Below are 18,608 nucleotides of genomic sequence, written 5' to 3'. Positions count from 1 at the left end.
CTTGCCGATCTTGTGCGTCGGCAATGGGTTGCCGACCTACGATCTTCCGACCTGTACGGCTAAACCGGGGTGAAAAACGCTCTAATAGGTGATCCAGCCGAGCCATACCTTGTCGAACCGCCAGACGAAATAGACGAGCACCAAACTCAAGACGCCGTGCCACGGCCAAGGAGAGCTGTGACTGATCCTCCCGAGCCCGCGATTAATGGCCAGAAGCGCCGACGAGAATGCGAGAGCCGCCGCCAATCCTCTCGCCAACATCCATGCATCCGCGGCACCGCCTGCCCAAACGAGGGTAAGCAAGGGAAGCGGCACGAGCCAGAACGCCAGCATTCCTTGGGCGTGTTCAATCGGATCATTCTCGACCGGCATCGTTGCCATCAGCGCCGCCGCGCAAGCTTGAACCAGCCACAACGCTTCGACGGCAGTTCTCAACGTCTCATCCGTTTTCGCCGACGCTGCCGTCGAATCCGACATTAATTGTCCGGCCGTCCAGATCAGTACGGGTCCGCAGCACAACAGCGCCATCAACAAACCGAAGCGAACCGAATTCATAAGCGGGCCTTGATAAGCAGCCATTCCGCATCGCCCGGCACTTCGTTCCCGCGCCACAGGCGCGATGCATAGGGAATAAGCAGCGCCGCCATCCGATCCCGATTTAGGTAGGGGCGCAGCTTGTAGGCTTCGGGACTGTCAGGAGCGACCGGAGCTTGGTTCTCGGCAGACCAGCGCTCGCCGGGACGCAATGACGGCAGAGCGAACAGCTTGCCGTCCCAGGCTAGCAGTCCAGCCGGCTGAGTCGTTCCGCCGGGATTCGCGACGGCGACGGCATCCTGGTCGAGATCGAGCGTCAATGGCGGATGGAATCGGCGGATGGTTCCCCGAAACAGCAGTTCGTCGTACGAAAACAATTCGGTCTTTAGCGCCAGCCCGTGAGTTTCGGGCCGGTCGATGTCCAATTGAATGTCCGGGTAGGTCTCTGCCTTCGGTAGCCAGAATTTGATCGGCGCCGGCAGCCTGCCTCGCCAGCGGCCGGTGCCCGACACGGTCAGGAGCGCGACGAAACGGGCGTTGTCGTCTCCCACGCTGGTTTCGGTCCAGCCGGTCAGCCGCATCTCCGGCGGCTTGCCGGTCAGCAAAGCCGCGGCCAAGGCGCTGAAAGCCAAGGGCAATAAAAACAGGGGCCAGGGACGCGACGATGTGAGGCCGGCCACGCTCAAGGCGGTGAAATAACAAAACAATAGAACGGCCGCCGTGCGCAAGGCCATGGGAGGCTGCGCCGCGGACAAATCCCGGAGATCTTGAATGCCGGGCAGAGACGGCTGCGCGCGGTCGAGCAGTTCACCGGCAAGCTCCGCCCCCTGGCCGGGATGTTCGGCGCGGATAGCGAACGCACCTCCGCATCCCGCCTCGGCTTCGAGGTTTTCCCAGGTTTCCTCCGCTCCCAGAAATACGAGACGCCCGCAATCCCGGAGATAGTCCGACAGAGCCTCGAACTGCTCCGGATCGAGCTCGGCGAATTCCCGGTCGCCCAGGAGAATCATGTCGACGACCTGGTAGGATTGAGCCATTCTGGGCAAGTCGGACGCGTGCGCGCTTATGACCGCGGCGGTTCCGGCCAGGGATTCCAATAGGCTATTTGTCTCGACGCCTTCGGCCGCGACCGCCACCGCCCTGCCGCTGATCGGGTACGAGGCCGCGATCTCCGCTTCGAAAGTCCGACGGTTCGGCAGGAAACCGCTTATCCGAATCGGTTGTTCCGCGGACGGCGTGACGGGTATCGAGATAAACCGGGGAGTGCCGGGGTCTACCGCTAATGCCGCGTCGATCGGGGCCGTATCTCCGGAGACGAGCCGAACGGCGGCCCTGCCTCCCTCGGCGGAAATCAGGGTGAGCCCGATCTCGGTCCGGACGCCGCTCCGAAAATACCCGCCCCAAGCGATTTTCGCTGTCAGTTGTTCCGGCTCGTCCGCTCCCGCGTCGAGGCTCAACGCCAAGAAGACGGGAAGCAACTTCAGAAGCGGACGGCCGATCATCGCGTCAAACTCAGCGCACTGCCAAATTGAGCGCAATGATGCTCCATGCCGTGACCAGATTCTTGTCGCCCTCCCACCATTTCGTGGTCGAGTTGACCCAGGAACCGTCTGGATTCTGAAGGCTGACGAGCTTGCGCATCAAATCTTCCCGCCAATTGTGCTTGCTTCCTTTCCCGTCGGTAATTTCCGCTTCCCCGTAGGCGTACATGCTCTTCGCAAAAGCGTTGTAATAGTAATAAAGACCCTGCTTATTAGGCGCTCCGGGATTTTCGTCGACGCTGTAATGGTTACGAATCCAGTCGTAAGCCGCCTGAACGCGCGGATCTTGCTTGTCCGCGCCGGCAAACAGCAGGCTGAGCAGACCCGCGTGGGTCATGCCGCCATAGGAGGCGGTGGCTTCGTGCGGGCTGTATCCGGGCATATAGGTAAAGCCGCCGTCGTTGGCTGCCCAAGTCTGGTCGTTGCTTTCGCTGCGGTTTTGACAGCGGTTGATGAACACCAGGGCTTTTTCCCAGGCCGGGTCCTTGGGATCCAAGGCCGTGGCTTTCAGCGACTCGAGCGCCAGGTAGGCGTTGGAGAGGTCGGGGCGTTCATCGCCGCCATAGCCTATGCCGCCATAATATTTATGGTCCTTCGAATAGCCCTCCCCCTCGTCGATCAGATGTTTTTTCAGGAAACTCTGGCCGCCTTTGATGGCCTCTTGATACTTCGGATTTCCGGTGGCCTGAAGCGCCGTAATGGCGACTGCTGTGTTGTAGCTCAGATTCTGCATTTCACCGCTGATCGCCCCGTCCTCTCGAACACGGGATAGAACGTATTGGACAGGCTTGGTAATGAAGGCGCCGTCGTCCTCGGTGTATTTCCGGGGGCTTTCCAAAAATGCCCGCAGCGCCAGGGCGGTTATGCCGACGTTCTTGGACCAGGAACCATCTTCCGCCTGATTCTCGCGCAGATAATGAAGTCCTCGATCGATGGCACGCTTGGCCTCTTCCGCGAGCTTTTCATCCTGCTGCATCACGGTCTTTTCGATGGTTTTCCGTGACGTCGATTTATTCGTTTCCTTGGCGGCAGCGGAAACCGTCGTCGCCGACATCATCAACGCGACCAATATAGGCAGATATTTCATGGTTTGGCTCTTTATTCGGATTAACGGACGATTACGTATCATGTTGGAATTTTCCAAACGGTTCGTTCGGACTGCTTTTCCGGAATCGGCGGTCTATCCGTACCGCAGCCAGACACAGGAATCCGTAAACGAAAATCAGTAGGCCCGCCGAAGGGTATTCGTATCGGTGCATGGCGTAGGCCGTGTGCTTGTAGAACCAGGGGCTCCGCAAGTAATCGTAGTCAAGCGCCACGGCAAAGCAGGTCGGCGGGCTCATGGCCAATGCCAGATCCATCAACGGGCTGTGCTCGCCCGACCATTCCAGCCATGGGCTCAGCCATATTGGCGATGAGGCGCAGAGTATCGTCAGAGCCGCGACGAGAACGCCGGCGCGAGCTTGTGAAAAACGTCGGCCGATCACGTGTCTCAAGAGAAGAATGGTGGCTTGGATCAGTCCGATGGCCAGGCCGAGCCGAATGACCAGCGGCAGGGCCAGGGTGACCGAAACCACGAGCCAAAACGCAAAGACGCTAATGGCGGCTCCGGAACTCCAGACGAAAATGGCCAGGAGCGGGCTAGAACAAACCGACGATTTGACAGGGTAGAGAATATAGCCGACCGCCGTGCCGACTATCGCATACAGAAATAGCGCATGCATGGAAGAACCCGATTCGCCGCCACGCCAAAAATCGAGCGTCATCAGCAGCGAGATCCCGATTCCCAGCAGATACGGCGGGATCATGGCCACCAGTGGATTTCCGCGCCACATAGCCGGCTATCATCCTTCGTGCTGTTAGCCGTGAATTCCCTAAGTCGCTGCCCTTAATCCGGCGAGGTGCTTACCGCCTGACTGGGCTGCAATTTTGGACCGATGGCGCTCGACGTACTCGAGCAACAGCCCGAACTGGGCGGATAACGACTGCTCGGCCACGCCGATCGGATTCTTGAAGAAACTGGCGAGGTGTGGCGTCGGTCCGGACTCTCCTTGACAGCCGGCGAAATGGATCAGACGGATCAGATCCAGTACCAAGGGAGCGGCCAGTATGGAATCGCAGCCTTGCCAGGTGAACTGCATCGTCATGGGCACATCCATGAATCCCTGAAAGTGGATCAAGTCCCACGCCGTTTTCCAATCGCCCAAGGAAGGCACGAAATTGATGGAAACTCCCGCTTGAACCGGATAACCGAGTATTCTCTCCAGAACGGCTTCCTTATTGCCGATTTTCGCTTTGCTGTTGTCGGGATCGTTCAGTGTCCGCCCGTCGTTATTGCCGAGTAGGTTATAGCCCTCCCAGCTCATGACGCGAAGGTTGCGGCAGGCGAACATCGGCGCCAGCGCCGTTTTCACCAGCGTTTCGCCGGTTTTGCCGTCGTTGCCGCAGTACGATACGCCTTTCGCCTCGGCGAGCTGCTGCAGGGCCGCCACGTTCGCACCCAGATTGGGGGTGAAGTTGACGTAAGCGCAGCCTTCGGAAAAGCCCGCGTAGACCCAGGCCATGCCCGGCGAAATCAAATCCTTTCTGTCCTCGCTCAGGAGTTTTTCGAAAGCGGTCAAATCCAGGTGATATTCAGATAGCGGCGGATTCGGCTCGGCCGATGTCAGATTGACCAGCACCACACGATCGAAACCGAATTTGTCGATGAAGCCGCGCAGATAGCCCCGCATCCGTTCAATCAGCGCATCGAGCGGCGGCAGACGGTCTGACGGACTCAATACGTTCCATTGCAGGGAGGAATCGATGACGACGTTACCGTTGATGCGTTGCAGATCGGCCTGAACCGCATCCAGAATTTCCCGCGAAAAGGTCCGCGACTCGCGGTAAATGCGGTCGGCGGACTCCGGCACGGAGCCCTCGGCAATGTCGTGCCCGCCGAATTCGAGATTCTCCAAGGCAACCAAATTCAGATCGGCAAAAGGCGTCAGGTCTGTGACGAGTCCGGCGCCGGAGACTAATCCCCGCCGTATCGCCGAACACCCCACGAACAGCGTGTTTGCGATGTCCCCCAAGGCACCGATTATGAAAACTCCAGTTTTCGAGACCATTTTTATGAAACCTTATTATCGTTTTGATCGAGGCACGATCCTTTTCAGGCGCGGACGACCGCTGCGGAAGCGAATAGGCCGCTCGATGCGTACCAGGCAAAAAGTCAGAGTTCTGACCAACAGAACTCACTGACCGTAGATCCAGCAGCCCCAGGTGTTTACCGGCTTTGAAACTCCGGCGAGCGTGCGGCTTGGATGTACGGACGCCGGACCTGCGCAGGTGTCTCTGTCGGAATTTGGACTCCGAGCCAGAACGCGCACGGCTCACCCGTTCCAGAAAGTAGCCGACCCAGGAGAGAGATTGAGTCGGCTTTCGTGAGAAGAGAGTTTTCGATTGATTTTAGAGCAAACTATAGACCAAGTTTTAAAGCTCACCGATTCAAGACTGAATCTGCCGTAAATTCCGACACTTAGATCACCTGGTTTTCTTGGGCACGCTGACGACGGGTCGTTGGCGTGTCGGTTTTTTGTACAGACGCCTTTTTCGGTCTTTACTCAAAACCGCTTGTAAAGCCGGTACAGCTGCGGAATTCGAATCCGAGAAGGAAACAAGTACCGCTGTACAATTTTGCATCAGGAGGGGAAATATTTTTTTCTCAAGGTCGTGCGGTGCAGGCCCAAAAGTTCAGAAGCGGCTACCTGATTTCCTTTCGTGATTTGCAGAGCCTCGTCGATAATCGCGCGTTCGACCGCTTCGATCACTGTATAAAAAACCCCCAAAGTCGAATCTTTGGGTCCATCGACGTTAATGGCGTCGCGCAGCGCGCGCCGGGCGGCATCCAGTAAATCGTCCAAATCCGTGGAATCCAGGGAATGGCCGTCCGTGCGAGCCTTCGGTTTTATACCGAGTTCGTGCAGGCTTAACGAATTGCCCCGGCAGAGCAACACCGCACGCTTGATCGTATGTTCCAGCTCCCTGACATTTCCCGGCCAGTCGTGGGCTTGAATGGCTTTCACGGCGTCGGCCTCTATACCCGTGATTTGCCGGCCGAGTTCGTTGTTTGCCTGTCCAAGAAAATGCCGAGCCAGTAACGCGATATCTTCGCGGCGCGTTCGTAACGGCGGGATTTCGACCGTAATCAGTTTGAGCCGAAAATAGAGATCTTCGCGAAACCGCCCCGCGGCCGTTTCGACATCCAGATTCCGGTTGGTGGCGGCGATAAGTCTGGCTTTAAATGGAATCGACGCGACGCTGCCGACACGCTCGAAGTTTCGCTCCTGTAAAACCCTTAATAGCTTGCCCTGCAATTGAAGGGGAAGTTCTCCGATTTCGTCGAGAAACAGCGTACCGTCGCCGGCCGCTTCGAATCGACCGATGCGTCTCGCCTCCGCTCCGGTAAACGCGCCGCGTTCATGGCCGAACAATTCGCTTTCCACGATGTTCTCGGGCAAGGCGGCGCAATTGACCGCGACAAAGGGATGCTCGCGCCTAGGGCTATTGAAATGAATGCCGCGCGCGACCAATTCCTTGCCCACGCCGCTTTCTCCGGTTACCAGAATCGTGAGATCGTTGGCGGTCAGCAGGGACATCAGCTTGAAGATTTCCTGCATCGCTTTGCTCTGACCGATCATGACACCTTTGCCATTCGTATCCAGGCTAGCCTCAGCCGGGATTCCGGCGGCAGATTCGGCACGGCTCGACAGGGCACGCTGCAGCAACGTTCGAATCTGCGACAGTTCCAGAGGTTTTCCGAGATAATCGAACGCGCCGAGCCGCATCGCCTCCATTGCGCTTTGCATGGTTCCGTAAGCCGTCATGACGATGACCGGCAGTTGCGGATCGCGTGCGCGGATTTGAGCGAGGGCATCCAGACCGCTCAAATCCGGCATGTTGACATCGAGAAAAACGGCCGCCGGTTTCTCCCTCTCGACCAGCTCCAACGCTTCCCGTCCCCCGGAAGCGATGAGCGGCTCATAACCGTCCCGCTTCAGCAGCTGACTGAATGCCAGGCAGATGGCGCGTTCGTCGTCGGCGATCAGAATCTTGGTCATCTGATCGACTCAATCGGCAACAAAACGGCGAAACGCGCACCGCCCAAATCGCTTCGCGATATCTCTATAGTGCCCCCATGGAGCTCGACGAGCTCTTTGGAAATGGGCAACCCTAGCCCGAAGCCACCTTTTTTGTCGGTATGCAGCGGCGTGAAAATCAAGTCCATCCGCGACGGATCGATCCCCGAACCCGAATCCTCGACCGTTAACGAGACATGATCGCTTCCCGTCCGGCACGTTCCGATTCGGATCAGCCCGCCCGTCGTCATTGCTTCGGCGGCATTGACGAGCAGATTCAGCAACACCTGCTTGATGCGGTCGGCATCCAAGCGAACCTGCGGCAGCGAAGAGTCGAGCCGGCATTCGAGAGCAATGGCCCGGTGTTGCAGTTGCGGACCGAACAGGCGCCTTACGTCGCCGACCAGATCGTTCAGGTCGACCTCGACCGGATCGAGACTCCGGGGCCGCCCGAAGTCCAGGGCACCGGAGACCACCAATTCCAGACGACGGATCTCGTCGAGCGTTTGTCGTATCGGTTCCGCCTGAGCCTCATCGACATTCTCCTGCATCAGTTGCAGTTGCAATTTGATTGCCGTGAGCGGGTTTCTCACCTCGTGGGCGATACGGGCGGACATTTCGCCCAGGGCTTCCAGCCTGGTTCTTCGCGACAGGGCCTGTTCGAAAGATTGGAGTTTTTCCGCCATGGTGTTCAAAGCGCCCATCAATTCACCGATCTCATCGGATCGACGAGACTCGACGCGCACATCCCTGTCGCCTCCGGCGAGTCTTTCGGCCATGCGAGCGAGATCGCGCAGCGGATTGATGATGCCCGCCGCAATCCGCTGACCTGCCCACGCGATCAGCATGCCCCCCAGCAGCGTGGCTGCGCCGATCCAAACCGCCGCATTGCGGGTAGCCGACTGAACGTCGGCAAGCGATGACAGGACGGCCACCGCCCGATAGCGGGAGTCGCGCCCTGCCGGAACTAGCCTGAGAACCACACTGTAAAGACCGCTTGGCAATTGCATCGGCATCGGGCGTATACAGCCACTTTCCTGAGGACACTGCGCGAAGATTTTCGATATTTGGCGATGTGCTTCATCCCGGCCATTACCCCAGGTCGACATCGCGATATAGCCATCCCTTTGTATCAGCACGATTTCGGTCTCGAGCAATTGCCGAACCTTGAATACCAAATCGTCGGTCAGCGGAAGATTGCCCTTGGCCAAGACGGTCGCGACATTCGTAAGCTGTTCGTTGACACGCTCCTCCAACGCTATGGAAAACATACGCGTCGTGAGCCACCAGGCGATAGCGGCTGTCACCAGCAAAACCACCGAAAAGGGAACCATCAGTTTCAGATAAATGCTGGGCGTCCAGTTCCGGAGCGCGTGCCGGCTCAAAAGGCTTGCTCTTGCCATGACCAATCGACTTTTGACGAATCGGAATGCTAGTGAAGCGGCAAGTCTACATCAACCTTTCGTGAAGGCCCGGATCACTGTCAGTTTTTTTTACAGCAGTTGGCTCGATCGTGAACACTTTTTCAAAGAAAGCAGCCACCCACTTGATTTTTAAGTCACCTTTCATCGTGGCTCGACTCTTGCTCGGAACCTCCTTGTTTCCGGAATCGCTTGGAGAGAGGGGATTCCCGGACATGGGCGCAGGGAAGCCTATCGAGACGAGTTTGAGAAGAGAGAGAGAAAACCAATGAAAAACTTACGATTGAAACCCGTGATACTGGGCACGGCGCTGAGCCTGGCCGGAACGGGCGCGCAAGCGGTCACGCCTTTCGAGCAGGATGTGGCCGTGGCGATCGACCGCGGCTTGGAATATTTAGCCAACGTGGGCGCCTACAACAACCCCAGCAGTGCCGGGGATGCAGCCGGTCTGACGGCGCTCGCATTGCTCGAGAAACGCGCTACCGGAAACCCTGCCGATCCGCCACAGGGCTATTCCGGCGCCAATGCAACCGACAAGGCCCGCATGCGCACAGTCGTCGCCTATATGCTGGATCGCGTCAACGAGACTTCGCTTTACCTGTATCGCGACGGCAGCTTCCTCATGGCACTGAGCGAATATCTGCGCTCCGGCGGACCGGACAAGGGCGACCCCAGCGCTCCGGAAATCCCCGATACCGCAGATTACGTGGATCTGATCACCGCCATCAACACGCTTTCCGACCGGATCGTCGCCGGACAGACTAAAGACAACACCCCTCCGGAAGATCCCCCGAGCACTTCAAACAACTACGGCTATTGGGGTTATACAGGTCCGGGTGCGGACTCCTCGACCACCCAGTTCGGTGTAGCCGGTCTCGCGGCGGCCAAGGCCGTGTACACGGATCCCGCCTTCGGCGATCCGGGCAATCGGCTCCCCGCGCTGACCGCCGCCTTGGAGCGCTCGAAGCTGGCTTACGCCGCCAACGGGTCTGCCGCCGGTTCCGACAACTTTGCTTGTGATTCGATCGATCCTACTGAGCGCGGTCACGGTTACCAGAGAACCGGTTATAACCCCAGCCTGCAGCAAACCGCCTCGGGCACCTGGGTACAGCTCCTGGGCGGAGCCAACGTCAACGACCCATCCGTTCAGGCTTATCTCCGCTGGCTTTACAACCACTATCGCTGGCAGGACCTGGACAGCATGGGCAATAGCTGGCCCGGCAGCTCTTACTGGTATTACCTGTGGAGTTCTTTCAAGGGCATGGAGTTCATGCGCCAGTCGGGCATAGCGCCGGCGCCGGGCAACCTGAGTCCGGACGATCTCGGCACCAAGGCGCCCGATGCGGCCTGTACCGTACGCCAGGTACACCAGGATCCGGATGCACTGCCCCGCGTGGCGAGCTTCGGTGCCGGCGGCGTAGGTTATTACGGCGCGGACCCGACGCAGACCCAGAACCAATATTTCGACTACGCCTACGAAATCCTCGAACACCAGTGTTGGGACGGCTCTGCGCCCATCAACGGCAACGACGGTAATTTCATTTGCAACAGCGCTCCAGGTTCTTGGAATAACTACTCCAAACAAGCGTACGCGCTCCTGGTGTTGCAGCGGGCCACCGGCGGCGCCTTTATCGACAGCGACGGCGATGGCGTGCCTGATAACACGGACAATTGCCGCGCGGTTGCCAATCCGGATCAGAAAGACAGCGACGGCGACGGCGTGGGCGACGCCTGCGACAACTGCCCGAACGCTGCCAATGCCGATCAGACGGATTCGGACGGCAACGGCAAAGGCGATGTCTGCGATTTCCTGCGCTGTGACGTGGAGCCGGACGGCGATGTCGACCGCGATGACATTAATGCCATTGCCGCGGCGCGGAACCAGCCTGCCTCAGGTCCGAACGACCCGCGCGATGCTGACGGCAACGGCTGGATTACCGTGCTGGATGCGCGTAAATGCGCCACTCAGATGACTGTTCAGTAAAGCCAAGAAATACCCGACGCACCTTGCGGGGTGCGTCGGACATAACTCGAATTGAGACTTAAGACGATGGGGAAAGTGATATGAATAAATTACTCAAGATATTGGGACTTGCCGTCCCGCTCAGTCTGCTGGCCGCCCAGCCGGCCTCGGCGATTTCTCTGGTGTTTAATCCAGTTTCCCAGGACGTGGCGCTCGGTGACCCGGCTAAGGTCGATGTCATAGTCACCGACCTTAACAATCAACTCGTCGGTACCTACGATTTCAACGTCCATTGGAATGACAGCATCCTGTCTCTTGCCAGTGTGGATTTCGATATCTTTCTGGATGGTCCGTTCGACTCCATTCAAGGCTTTGACGACAGTGTTTCCGGTACGGTGAATGTATTTGAGACCTCCTTGGATTTGCTTACGAACCAGGACGGCAACACCGCATTCCGGTTGTTCACATTGACCTTCGATACCCTTGCAAACGGCCTCAGCCCACTGTCGTTCACGGATAACATCGCTTCGACCGGCGAGTTTTTGGGAGATGAAAACGGCGATCCGTTTGTTCCCCCGGTATCGGCTGGAAGAGGCAGTGTTTGCGTGGGGGGCAATTGCCAGCAGTCACAGCCTATCCCTGTCCCCGAACCGCCGGTCGTGATGCTGATGGGAGCGGGATTGTTGGGGTTCGCATTTAACCAAAGGCATCGTAGGGCCGGCGTTCGATAAAAATAACGGTTTAGTGAACAACGGGTGGGTTGTTTTTGATTCCCATCCGTTGTTTTCGGAGATGGAAGTTCCAAGCTGGATCGATTAAGCGCATGAATATTCGTAGGACAACCCTGTTTTCGTTACCGGCATTTCTATTGGCTATCGTCAGGGTGGATATCGCAATCGCCGCATCTTCGTCGGAACCGCCCTTCCGTCTTTCAGGTGTGGTGACGGTCGGCGACGAAGCTCGGGTTGCCATGATCGAATTCCCGGACGGCCGACAACAGACGGTGCGACGGAATACCTCGATTCCGGACGTGGGCAAAGTCGAAAAGATTTCTCGCGACCGCCTTTGGCTGAAAACGGAAACCGGCGAGATCGAGATCCAGTTGACCGCGGATGGTTTGCCGTCCGAGCAGGGGCATCGGAATTTGTTGTCGCCCGAGTCATCCAATGCCGATGCGGCAGCCCCGACAGCCAGCGAGGCCGAAACACAGCCGAAACACCGAACGGTGGAAGTAAGCGAGGAGATGGCCTACCAAATCGAACAACTGGCCAAAACCCCCGCCGCGACGGTAGACGAACTTTATTTCGCCCTCAAACCGATGCTGGGATTGCCGTCCGCAGCAGAGCTGAAGCTCAACGGCCTCAGTTTCGAACCGATGGACTCGGTCTCGCAAATCAAGCAGCAGCTGGACCAGGGACAGATGATGCGTGCAGTCGTCCAAGGCGCAGAGGGTGTCGAAATGATTTACCTTCAACCCGGTCCTACCCAGCAGCCGTAACCCGGTAGCAGGGCCGATCCGTTTTGGAGGTTTCAGTTTCCCGTTTGCATGACTTTGCTCTTCTGCTTTTTCCGGAGGCGCCATCCCAGCCAGGCAACGACGGGTAATGTCATGGGAACGATGATTCCTGGTCCGACTATCGCATCGGGTAATAGTGCGGCGCCATTTCCTGCCAGTACCACCGAGTACAATAAGTTGCCCGCAGCCGCCGTCAGCAGAAATCGAGAAAAATCCAGACCTTCGGCACCGGCTGTAAAAGCCACGGCCTCCGCCAGCACCGGGACCGGCCGGCTCGCGAACACCGCTAAGAGCGTCGGCACTTCCGGGAGCCGCGTGCCGAGCCGGGCCAGCAGCAGCCGCCCGGCGGCATAACCGATAAGATGGCCGATAGTCAGTCCCGCCCATGTCCATAATGTTCCGGAGATGAAACCGAGACGCGCGCCGAGCAGGGTTCCGATGACGCTGGACGGTATGGGCAGGAGGGCATCGCCGGCCAACAGCACACCGCCGAGGAAGCCGAACCGAAGCGCGTTGTCATCCGTGGCCGACAGCCATCGTTCCCCGGGCAGTTCGCCAATGACGAGAAAAGGAATGATCGGTATCGCCAGTGCCGTGGAAACCACGAGAATAAGCTGTCTGTTGATTTTCATGGGTTAAACGTATCGGGAACGCGATTCGGCATACTACACTAAGTGCCGATCCCGGTAGACCTTAAAACACGCTTCGACAAGCTCAGGGCGAACGGCCTGCCGGGATAGGCTTTAAGCCCAAAGAAGAACTCAGGAGACCAATGCCATGCAGCCTCCCGCCCTCCCAGAAACCGCCAAACGCAAACTGGATCTGATTTTCGAAGGCATTCGCTACACCGACGCTTTGGGACGGGCGACGGAGCACTCGTTTCCGGGTTTCTACCCGTATCGTTTCAAACCCGGCGAACACGATCCGACCGGCAGGGGCAAGGCGATGGTTCCCTACTCGCTTGCCACGTCCGACGGCGTTTTCGCCAGGATCAAGGGAAACGGGGACTCGGCTTGGTCCGTAACCGGCTCTTTCGAATCCGGCTACCGCTTGGCTCACGATCGCGGTACGCACCCGGAAACGTCGGTCGAGTTCATGAATCTTCCCAAGTGGATGCACGGAAAAACCAGCGACGGCTTTCCCATGGCCCAGGCCGGCATCACCTTGCACCACGACATGGCGGTCATCAACGTGGCGCCTGCTTGTCAGTATTTTCTCGCCGATAAACAGGACGGGCAGTCCATGCGCTGCCTGTTTTGCGGTTACGGCGCTCCCGACGCGCGTACCGAGCAATTGGGGCAGGTGATGGATCGCACATCCTTGTCGCCCCTGACTTACACGCGCCTAAAGGAGACGCTTGATGCCGCCTTGCGGGAAAGCGAAATCCGCCACATCTATCTGGTCGGAGGCTCCATGACCGATTGGCGGGAAGAAGGCGAACGCTTCATCGAATTGGCCCGCGAGGTACAAACGGTCAATCGGCATCGGATTCCGGTCACCTGCGGTTCCGGTGCGTTGCCCGAGGAATGTCTACGCCGGTTACATGATGAGAATCTGGTGGATGCCGTTTGTTTTAATCTGGAAGTCTGGTCCGAGCGATTGTTTAGCCAGGTTTGTCCCGGCAAGCACCGGTTCGTGGGTTATCAGCGTTGGATCGGGACCCTCGAAAGTGCAGTGTCTTTTTGGGGTAAGGGACGTGTCTACACGGCCATGGTGGCGGGAATCGAACTGGAGCCGGAGTACGGATTAACCGAGAAAGAAGCGATCGAGCTTGCGCTCGAGGGCGCCGAGACGCTTGGTGCGAAGGGCATCATTCCGATTTACTCACTTTATTGGCCCATCGCGGGGCGGGATCATCCCAAACACCTGGAGAAACTGCGCAGCTACTTTGAGCGCGTTAACCTAGGCTATTTCGACATCCGCCGGAAATACGAATTGAACATCTGGGATGGATTCATGTGCCATCGCTGCGGTTACATGCAGATGGAATGCGACATCGACCATGCCCTTTGCGCCTAAGACATCACAAGGAAACGATCACATGCTCGATCCGACACCGATCATGCAACTCACCACCGCCTACTGGAATGCCATGACATTTCTGACGGCCAATCGTATCGGCGTGTTCGAAGCTCTCGCCAAGACACCCATGAGCGTCAGCGAGGCAGCCGATGCCCTGAATACCCACCCTCGGCCTACCCGTCTGCTGCTGAACTCTTGCGTTGCCTTAGGGTTACTTGAAGAATCCGAAGGGGTTTACACGAATAGCGCTCTGGCCAGTGCCTTTCTGGTGCCGGGCAGTCCGGCGTTCATGGGAAATGCCGTGCGTTACAGCGATGACCTTTACGCCACATGGGGCAAGCTGGAACAAGCGCTCCGGGAAAATCGCCCCCCTCTCGCCCAGGAAACCTATCTCGGCGACGATCCCGCGAAAACGCGCCATTTCGTCTATGGAATGCACAACCGCGCCTTGGGCATCGGCAATGCTTTGGCCGGCCTGGTCGACCTGAGCGGACGCAAACAACTGCTGGATATCGGCGGCGGACCGGGTACATATTCCGCTTTGTTCGTCCGAAGATATCCGGAACTCCGGGCGAAAGTGCTCGACCTGCCCCATGTGGTGGAACTGGCCGATGAAATCATAGGAAGTCTGGGCGCCAAGGATCGGGTGTCTACACTCGCAGGCGATTACCACACCACCAAATTCCCGACCGGTAACGATGTGGTGTTGATCTCGGGGGTCCTGCATCGAGAGAGCGAAAAGGGATGCCGGGAACTCATCGGCCGTGCCAAGGACACCCTGGAACCCGGCGGGCTGCTGATTTTGAGCGATGTCTTCACTGACCACGGCGGAACCGGCCCTCTTTTCGCGACCCTTTTCGGCCTCAACATGATGCTGACGGCGCCGGAGGGCGGCGTACATGCCGATACGGACGTGGCGGCGTGGATGGCCGAAGCCGGATTTACGCACGTTGAAACCCTTCCCTTTCCTTCCCCGATGCCGCATCGGGTGGTCACCGGCATGGTCGGCTAGGAGATCGGCCGATGCGACAAATCAACTTTGTTATTTATAGCGCTTTGATCGGTGTTCTGGTGTCGTCCGCCACCTTTGCGGAAGCCCCGCTGGAATACGGCTCTCAACCCATGCCGCCGCAGCCTGAAATCCGCGACCTGGGCGGCCAGCGATACCAAGTCGGCAGCATCGAAGTCAACAAGGCCGAACGGAACTTCGCCGTTCCAGGCACAGTGATTCGCTCCGAGCCGCCGCTGGAATTTCTGGCGGTTACCAAGGGAGGGTATAAATCCTACGAAAGCCTTCTCGAACTGGATGCCAACGCGGTCGAATTCAATTTGGCCTGCATTCTCATCGGCTTGGATGCAAAAAAAGCCAAGCCCGCCAGCTTTCATTTCGATAAAGAACCGGTCGCAGGCGACAAGCTCGAATTGTGGATTACCTGGGAATCCTCCGGCAAAACCGTTCGACGCCGGGCCGAGGAGCTATTGACGGCAGCGGAAGGCCAAGCGACTCACGAGTGGGTTTATACCGGATCGACATTTACGCCCGATGGTCGCTACCTGGCTCATATGGACGGCACGTTAATCGGATTCGTGCACGATCCGGCCAGTATCATCGAGCATAGAGTTGGCATCGGCCTCGGCGCTTTCGGAACCATTGAGGCGAGAAAGAACGTTCTGCCTCCTGTCGGCACTCCCATTCGATTGCTCGTCCGAAAAAGCAATTAACGAATGCCCGCCGTCATCACATCTGTCGCCGGGAATTTTCACTATAACCAAATATCGCTAAAGCATTTTCATATCTACTGTTCGGGCACTCGCGAGTAGGTCGGGAATCCTTTCCCGACGCGACGCCACGTCCCGGCCGAGCGTCTTCGTCGGAAGGGTCGCGACTAAAGCGACCGTTTGCGATTGGGAAAGGATTGCCGACCTACGAATGCTTGAATCCATTCACCCGAGCCGAAGGCGCCAACGACGTCCGCCAAGCTGGTTTTGCCGTACGAGCGCGATGAAAACGCTCTAGATTTGAGGCCTGGATTTCTAGTTCGATCCTGTCAACGCAAATCATAGCCAGATAAGTGCTGCAACTTTGGACTTACCCCAGAAGTCCGGTCGCCCTGAGCTTGTGGAACGGGTCCGCGGACCTACCGGGATAGGCTATAACAAGCCGCGGCCATCTCGACGGCGTGCGTCACCAAGGCTAAGGCGATGTGCCGATGCCACGCGACCCACACATGCCCTGCCTTCTATTCATCCAGCCCACAGTCTGGCTTGGCCGCTTCGAAATGCGATATTCGATGGACCGAGGCCTTTCCGCGACGTAAACCAGGGCGTCCAGCATGCCGTCCCTCGGCGCGAAGGTCACGTAGTATGCCCGGTCGCTCGGGTCGTCGAGACTCCGGCGCAGCAAAAGCGAATGGCCCTGCGCGCGTTTCTCGGCCGTTCGTTCAGCCGTCACTTCGTTCGATGCTGCGGATCAAAGACCGGAACAAAGCCCTGACCGACTGGCTGCGTACCCAGCGTCGCGATATTGCAGAGTATCGGAGAATTCAACCGGACCTTGCGCGGCTGGCCAACTATTTCCACGACCGTAACTGCACCAGGACGATCTCCAACGTGAAGCTGCGTGTGGATGAGCGGGTGCAATTTTATCTGCTGCATCGTCACAAGCCAGGAGCGAGCACATGGATACATCGCTTCTCGGGACCTGTGATCTATGTACGCAATGGACTTTTTAGACTGCCGACAAAGGCGCTTTGGCGATCGGCACATGCCTTGTTGCGAAGACCATTGGAAAGCCGCGTACGGAAAAGCGTAGGCATGGTCCGATGAGACGGGACAGGCCAACTTGACGTCGTCGCGGTTTGTGACTCAACGCCAGACAAAAGGGTGGCAACAGATAGACCGGCGCTAAACTAATGGCAACCCGTCCCCTACTTTACCCAGCTTCATTAGGACAACTGGCGAAAGCTCATTTCCTACCCTTGTCGATCTTGGCTAGTGACTGCTGCGACACCAGTTTTAGCTGCCGCGCCTGCTGGAGTTTGATAATGCTGTCCAGGCTCATGTTACCGGAGTTTGTCTGCTCCAGGCGATCCTGCTCCTCGACAACGAACCGCAACGCACCCGCAGCCTCGTCGCCCCCAAGCTCCCCCAAGGCTGCTGCGGCGAGTATCCGGGTCTCCATCGGAGACTCCTTCACGAACTCGATTAATGCAGGTATTACGGAGGTATCGCCGATCTTTCCCAGAGCCTGGATGATGGCATTTCGCAAAGGAATATGCTCTTCCTTCTTAAGATGCGCCTCCAGTTTGACCGCGGCATCATGGGCTTTGAGCTCTCCTAGAGCCCACACGGCGCGCATGCGTACGGAAGTCGCGGGGTCGTCTAGCGCCACGATGAGCGCATCGACAGCCTGAGGCCGCCTAAGTTGTCCTAACGCTGCGGCAGCCTCGCCGCGCACCGATTCCTCCGGATCTTTGAGGGCATTTAGCAATGGCGGAACGGCCGAGTCGCCGCCGAGTTCCGCCAGCACTCGGGTTGCCAGTTCCCTAGCACTCGGATCAGCGCTACGGATAACTTGCGCTAACAGTGGTATGGCTGCCTCGTCATGCAGTTCCATCAGCCTGCCGGCAGCCTCTCCCCTCGCTTCGCCATCGGCGGAGGCCAGGATGTGAACTAGTCGTTCGATCTCACTCATATTCCCAATCTCCGGAGCCCGGTTACTAACCACACGATAACCCGCGGTTATGGCGGCAACGCTCTTGATATCTTCCTGCAAGATTCCGGAATCGCCAACTCGAAAGGCACCCTGCTCAAAACATCTAGCGACGATCTCCATCATGTCCGAAAGGCTTGCGTATCTTCTGACTGGTATGCGGTCCTCGTTCGTAATGAAGTAAACGGGGGACACCTCGATCGGCCGATCGGAACCTTCTACGACGTAAAAATCTCCGTGACTGACAAACACCGGGAACCACCGCGAACTCCAAAGTTTGTCTGGTTCTATCTTGGCTAGTGTGGCGATTCGAGCCGCGGTTTCGATTTGCAGCTTGTAGATTGCCATAGCCTCGGAGAGAGTTAACATCGTGCCGCCGGGAAAAAGTTCAGCCACCTTCGCCCCTTCGGCCACTCCATCTCGCCAGGCATAGAAACGGTGGAGTTCTCGCGGCAGTTGCCAGGGGAAATCCGCTAACACGGCCTGTCGGTCCCTATCTGACAACCCGGGTCTGAGTAGACCAGGCAACAGATATCCACTCCGCTCCATCGCGGCAAGGATCCGGCCAAGGGCATTGTTTAAACAGTCGTCCACGGCAGAATGAATAAAACACTCAGTGTCAATCGGTTGGCCGGTCATTAGATCGGCGTTTTCCGAATTGGGTAACCGCAGGCCGGCGGAATATGCCCCCAGGTAAAGGGCGACCGCCACGATTACCTCAATCAAACATCCCAATCTGATAAATCTTTTCATCTCCTAGCATAAACCACCTGGCACAC

15 protein-coding genes are annotated in these 18,608 nt (G+C 57.7%); 6 read left to right on the top strand and 9 right to left on the bottom strand.

Translation table 11 applies throughout. From position 1 onward, the window contains the following. Window positions 1-81 precede the first annotated feature (81 nt). The 7 genes from ACR2TX_RS14015 to ACR2TX_RS13985 form a co-directional block, all read right to left on the bottom strand. Window positions 82-555: a hypothetical protein gene (locus ACR2TX_RS14015; protein WP_156879306.1), complete on the bottom strand. Its 474-nt coding sequence runs from the start codon at window positions 553-555 to the stop codon at window positions 82-84. Beyond that, window positions 552-2,036: a hypothetical protein gene (locus ACR2TX_RS14010; protein WP_347259137.1), complete on the bottom strand. Its 1,485-nt coding sequence runs from the start codon at window positions 2,034-2,036 to the stop codon at window positions 552-554. The genes ACR2TX_RS14015 and ACR2TX_RS14010 overlap by 4 nt, the downstream gene beginning before the upstream one ends. Window positions 2,037-2,046: 10 nt before the next feature. Then, window positions 2,047-3,162, bottom strand: a complete 1,116-nt coding sequence (locus tag ACR2TX_RS14005; RefSeq protein WP_077729000.1) for a prenyltransferase/squalene oxidase repeat-containing protein — start codon at window positions 3,160-3,162, stop codon at window positions 2,047-2,049. 31 nt (window positions 3,163-3,193) lie between these two features. Further along, window positions 3,194-3,910, bottom strand: a complete 717-nt coding sequence (locus ACR2TX_RS14000) for a hypothetical protein (protein WP_077728999.1) — start codon at window positions 3,908-3,910, stop codon at window positions 3,194-3,196. A 39-nt stretch (window positions 3,911-3,949) separates the two neighbouring features. Continuing rightward, entirely contained in the window at window positions 3,950-5,185 is a 1,236-nt protein-coding gene (locus tag ACR2TX_RS13995; RefSeq protein ID WP_077728998.1) for an inositol-3-phosphate synthase, read from the bottom strand. 573 nt (window positions 5,186-5,758) lie between these two features. Next, window positions 5,759-7,177 carry a sigma-54-dependent transcriptional regulator gene (locus tag ACR2TX_RS13990; RefSeq protein ID WP_077728997.1) on the bottom strand — a complete coding sequence of 473 codons (1,419 nt, stop codon included), beginning with the start codon at window positions 7,175-7,177 and terminating at the stop codon, window positions 5,759-5,761. Beyond that, on the bottom strand, window positions 7,174-8,598 hold the full coding sequence (locus ACR2TX_RS13985) for a sensor histidine kinase (protein ID WP_077728996.1): 1,425 nt from the start codon (window positions 8,596-8,598) through the stop codon (window positions 7,174-7,176). The genes ACR2TX_RS13990 and ACR2TX_RS13985 overlap by 4 nt, the downstream gene beginning before the upstream one ends. A gap of 286 nt (window positions 8,599-8,884) precedes the next feature. Between ACR2TX_RS13985 and ACR2TX_RS13980 the strand changes: the two genes are divergently transcribed. From ACR2TX_RS13980 to ACR2TX_RS13970, 3 genes are all read left to right on the top strand, one after another. Beyond that, entirely contained in the window at window positions 8,885-10,600 is a 1,716-nt protein-coding gene (locus tag ACR2TX_RS13980) for a thrombospondin type 3 repeat-containing protein (protein ID WP_434129868.1), read from the top strand. Window positions 10,601-10,680: 80 nt separating this feature from the next. Continuing rightward, a complete protein-coding gene (locus ACR2TX_RS13975; RefSeq protein WP_434129866.1) occupies window positions 10,681-11,310 on the top strand; it encodes a cohesin domain-containing protein in 630 nt (209 codons plus the stop codon). Between the two features lie 92 nt (window positions 11,311-11,402). Continuing rightward, window positions 11,403-12,077, top strand: a complete 675-nt coding sequence (locus ACR2TX_RS13970; protein ID WP_086135342.1) for a hypothetical protein — start codon at window positions 11,403-11,405, stop codon at window positions 12,075-12,077. Window positions 12,078-12,109: 32 nt separating this feature from the next. Here the strand turns inward: ACR2TX_RS13970 and ACR2TX_RS13965 are convergent, their stop codons facing one another. Then, window positions 12,110-12,727 carry a hypothetical protein gene (locus ACR2TX_RS13965; RefSeq protein ID WP_434129864.1) on the bottom strand — a complete coding sequence of 206 codons (618 nt, stop codon included), beginning with the start codon at window positions 12,725-12,727 and terminating at the stop codon, window positions 12,110-12,112. A 145-nt stretch (window positions 12,728-12,872) separates the two neighbouring features. Here ACR2TX_RS13965 and ACR2TX_RS13960 point away from each other — a divergent pair, with 145 nt between their 5' ends. Genes ACR2TX_RS13960 through ACR2TX_RS13950 form a run of 3 tightly spaced genes read left to right on the top strand, consistent with a single transcriptional unit; the run spans window position 12,873 to window position 15,839 of the window. Beyond that, window positions 12,873-14,114 (top strand): radical SAM protein, encoded by a 1,242-nt coding sequence (locus ACR2TX_RS13960; protein WP_077728992.1) that lies wholly within the window; start codon window positions 12,873-12,875, stop codon window positions 14,112-14,114. Window positions 14,115-14,136: 22 nt separating this feature from the next. Continuing rightward, a complete protein-coding gene (locus tag ACR2TX_RS13955; RefSeq protein ID WP_434129862.1) occupies window positions 14,137-15,129 on the top strand; it encodes a methyltransferase in 993 nt (330 codons plus the stop codon). Between the two features lie 11 nt (window positions 15,130-15,140). Next, a complete protein-coding gene (locus ACR2TX_RS13950; RefSeq protein WP_086135339.1) occupies window positions 15,141-15,839 on the top strand; it encodes a YdjY domain-containing protein in 699 nt (232 codons plus the stop codon). 1,243 nt (window positions 15,840-17,082) lie between these two features. On the opposite strand, the gene ACR2TX_RS13945 is transcribed toward ACR2TX_RS13950, so the two are convergent. Next, window positions 17,083-18,582, bottom strand: a complete 1,500-nt coding sequence (locus ACR2TX_RS13945) for a HEAT repeat domain-containing protein (protein WP_434129860.1) — start codon at window positions 18,580-18,582, stop codon at window positions 17,083-17,085. Window positions 18,583-18,608 lie beyond the last annotated feature (26 nt).

It is taken from the genome of Methylocaldum sp. GT1BB (assembly GCF_051027545.1).
Taxonomy (GTDB): Bacteria; Pseudomonadota; Gammaproteobacteria; order Methylococcales; family Methylococcaceae; genus Methylocaldum.
This window is presented reverse-complemented; position numbering and strand designations above follow the sequence as displayed.

Bases quoted from the DNA above. Each gene is read 5' to 3' on its own strand.
- ACR2TX_RS14015 (WP_156879306.1), bottom strand. From the start codon at position 555: ATGAATTCGGTTCGCTTCGGTTTGTTGATGGCGCTGTTGTGCTGCGGA.
- ACR2TX_RS13950 (WP_086135339.1), top strand. From the start codon at position 15,141: ATGCGACAAATCAACTTTGTTATTTATAGCGCTTTGATCGGTGTTCTG.
- ACR2TX_RS13965 (WP_434129864.1), bottom strand. From the start codon at position 12,727: ATGAAAATCAACAGACAGCTTATTCTCGTGGTTTCCACGGCACTGGCG.
- ACR2TX_RS13970 (WP_086135342.1), top strand. From the start codon at position 11,403: ATGAATATTCGTAGGACAACCCTGTTTTCGTTACCGGCATTTCTATTG.
- ACR2TX_RS14010 (WP_347259137.1), bottom strand. From the start codon at position 2,036: ATGATCGGCCGTCCGCTTCTGAAGTTGCTTCCCGTCTTCTTGGCGTTG.
- ACR2TX_RS13955 (WP_434129862.1), top strand. From the start codon at position 14,137: ATGCTCGATCCGACACCGATCATGCAACTCACCACCGCCTACTGGAAT.
- ACR2TX_RS13990 (WP_077728997.1), bottom strand. From the start codon at position 7,177: ATGACCAAGATTCTGATCGCCGACGACGAACGCGCCATCTGCCTGGCA.
- ACR2TX_RS14000 (WP_077728999.1), bottom strand. From the start codon at position 3,910: ATGTGGCGCGGAAATCCACTGGTGGCCATGATCCCGCCGTATCTGCTG.
- ACR2TX_RS13960 (WP_077728992.1), top strand. From the start codon at position 12,873: ATGCAGCCTCCCGCCCTCCCAGAAACCGCCAAACGCAAACTGGATCTG.
- ACR2TX_RS13980 (WP_434129868.1), top strand. From the start codon at position 8,885: ATGAAAAACTTACGATTGAAACCCGTGATACTGGGCACGGCGCTGAGC.
- ACR2TX_RS14005 (WP_077729000.1), bottom strand. From the start codon at position 3,162: ATGAAATATCTGCCTATATTGGTCGCGTTGATGATGTCGGCGACGACG.
- ACR2TX_RS13995 (WP_077728998.1), bottom strand. From the start codon at position 5,185: ATGGTCTCGAAAACTGGAGTTTTCATAATCGGTGCCTTGGGGGACATC.
- ACR2TX_RS13945 (WP_434129860.1), bottom strand. From the start codon at position 18,582: ATGAAAAGATTTATCAGATTGGGATGTTTGATTGAGGTAATCGTGGCG.
- ACR2TX_RS13985 (WP_077728996.1), bottom strand. From the start codon at position 8,598: ATGGCAAGAGCAAGCCTTTTGAGCCGGCACGCGCTCCGGAACTGGACG.
- ACR2TX_RS13975 (WP_434129866.1), top strand. From the start codon at position 10,681: ATGAATAAATTACTCAAGATATTGGGACTTGCCGTCCCGCTCAGTCTG.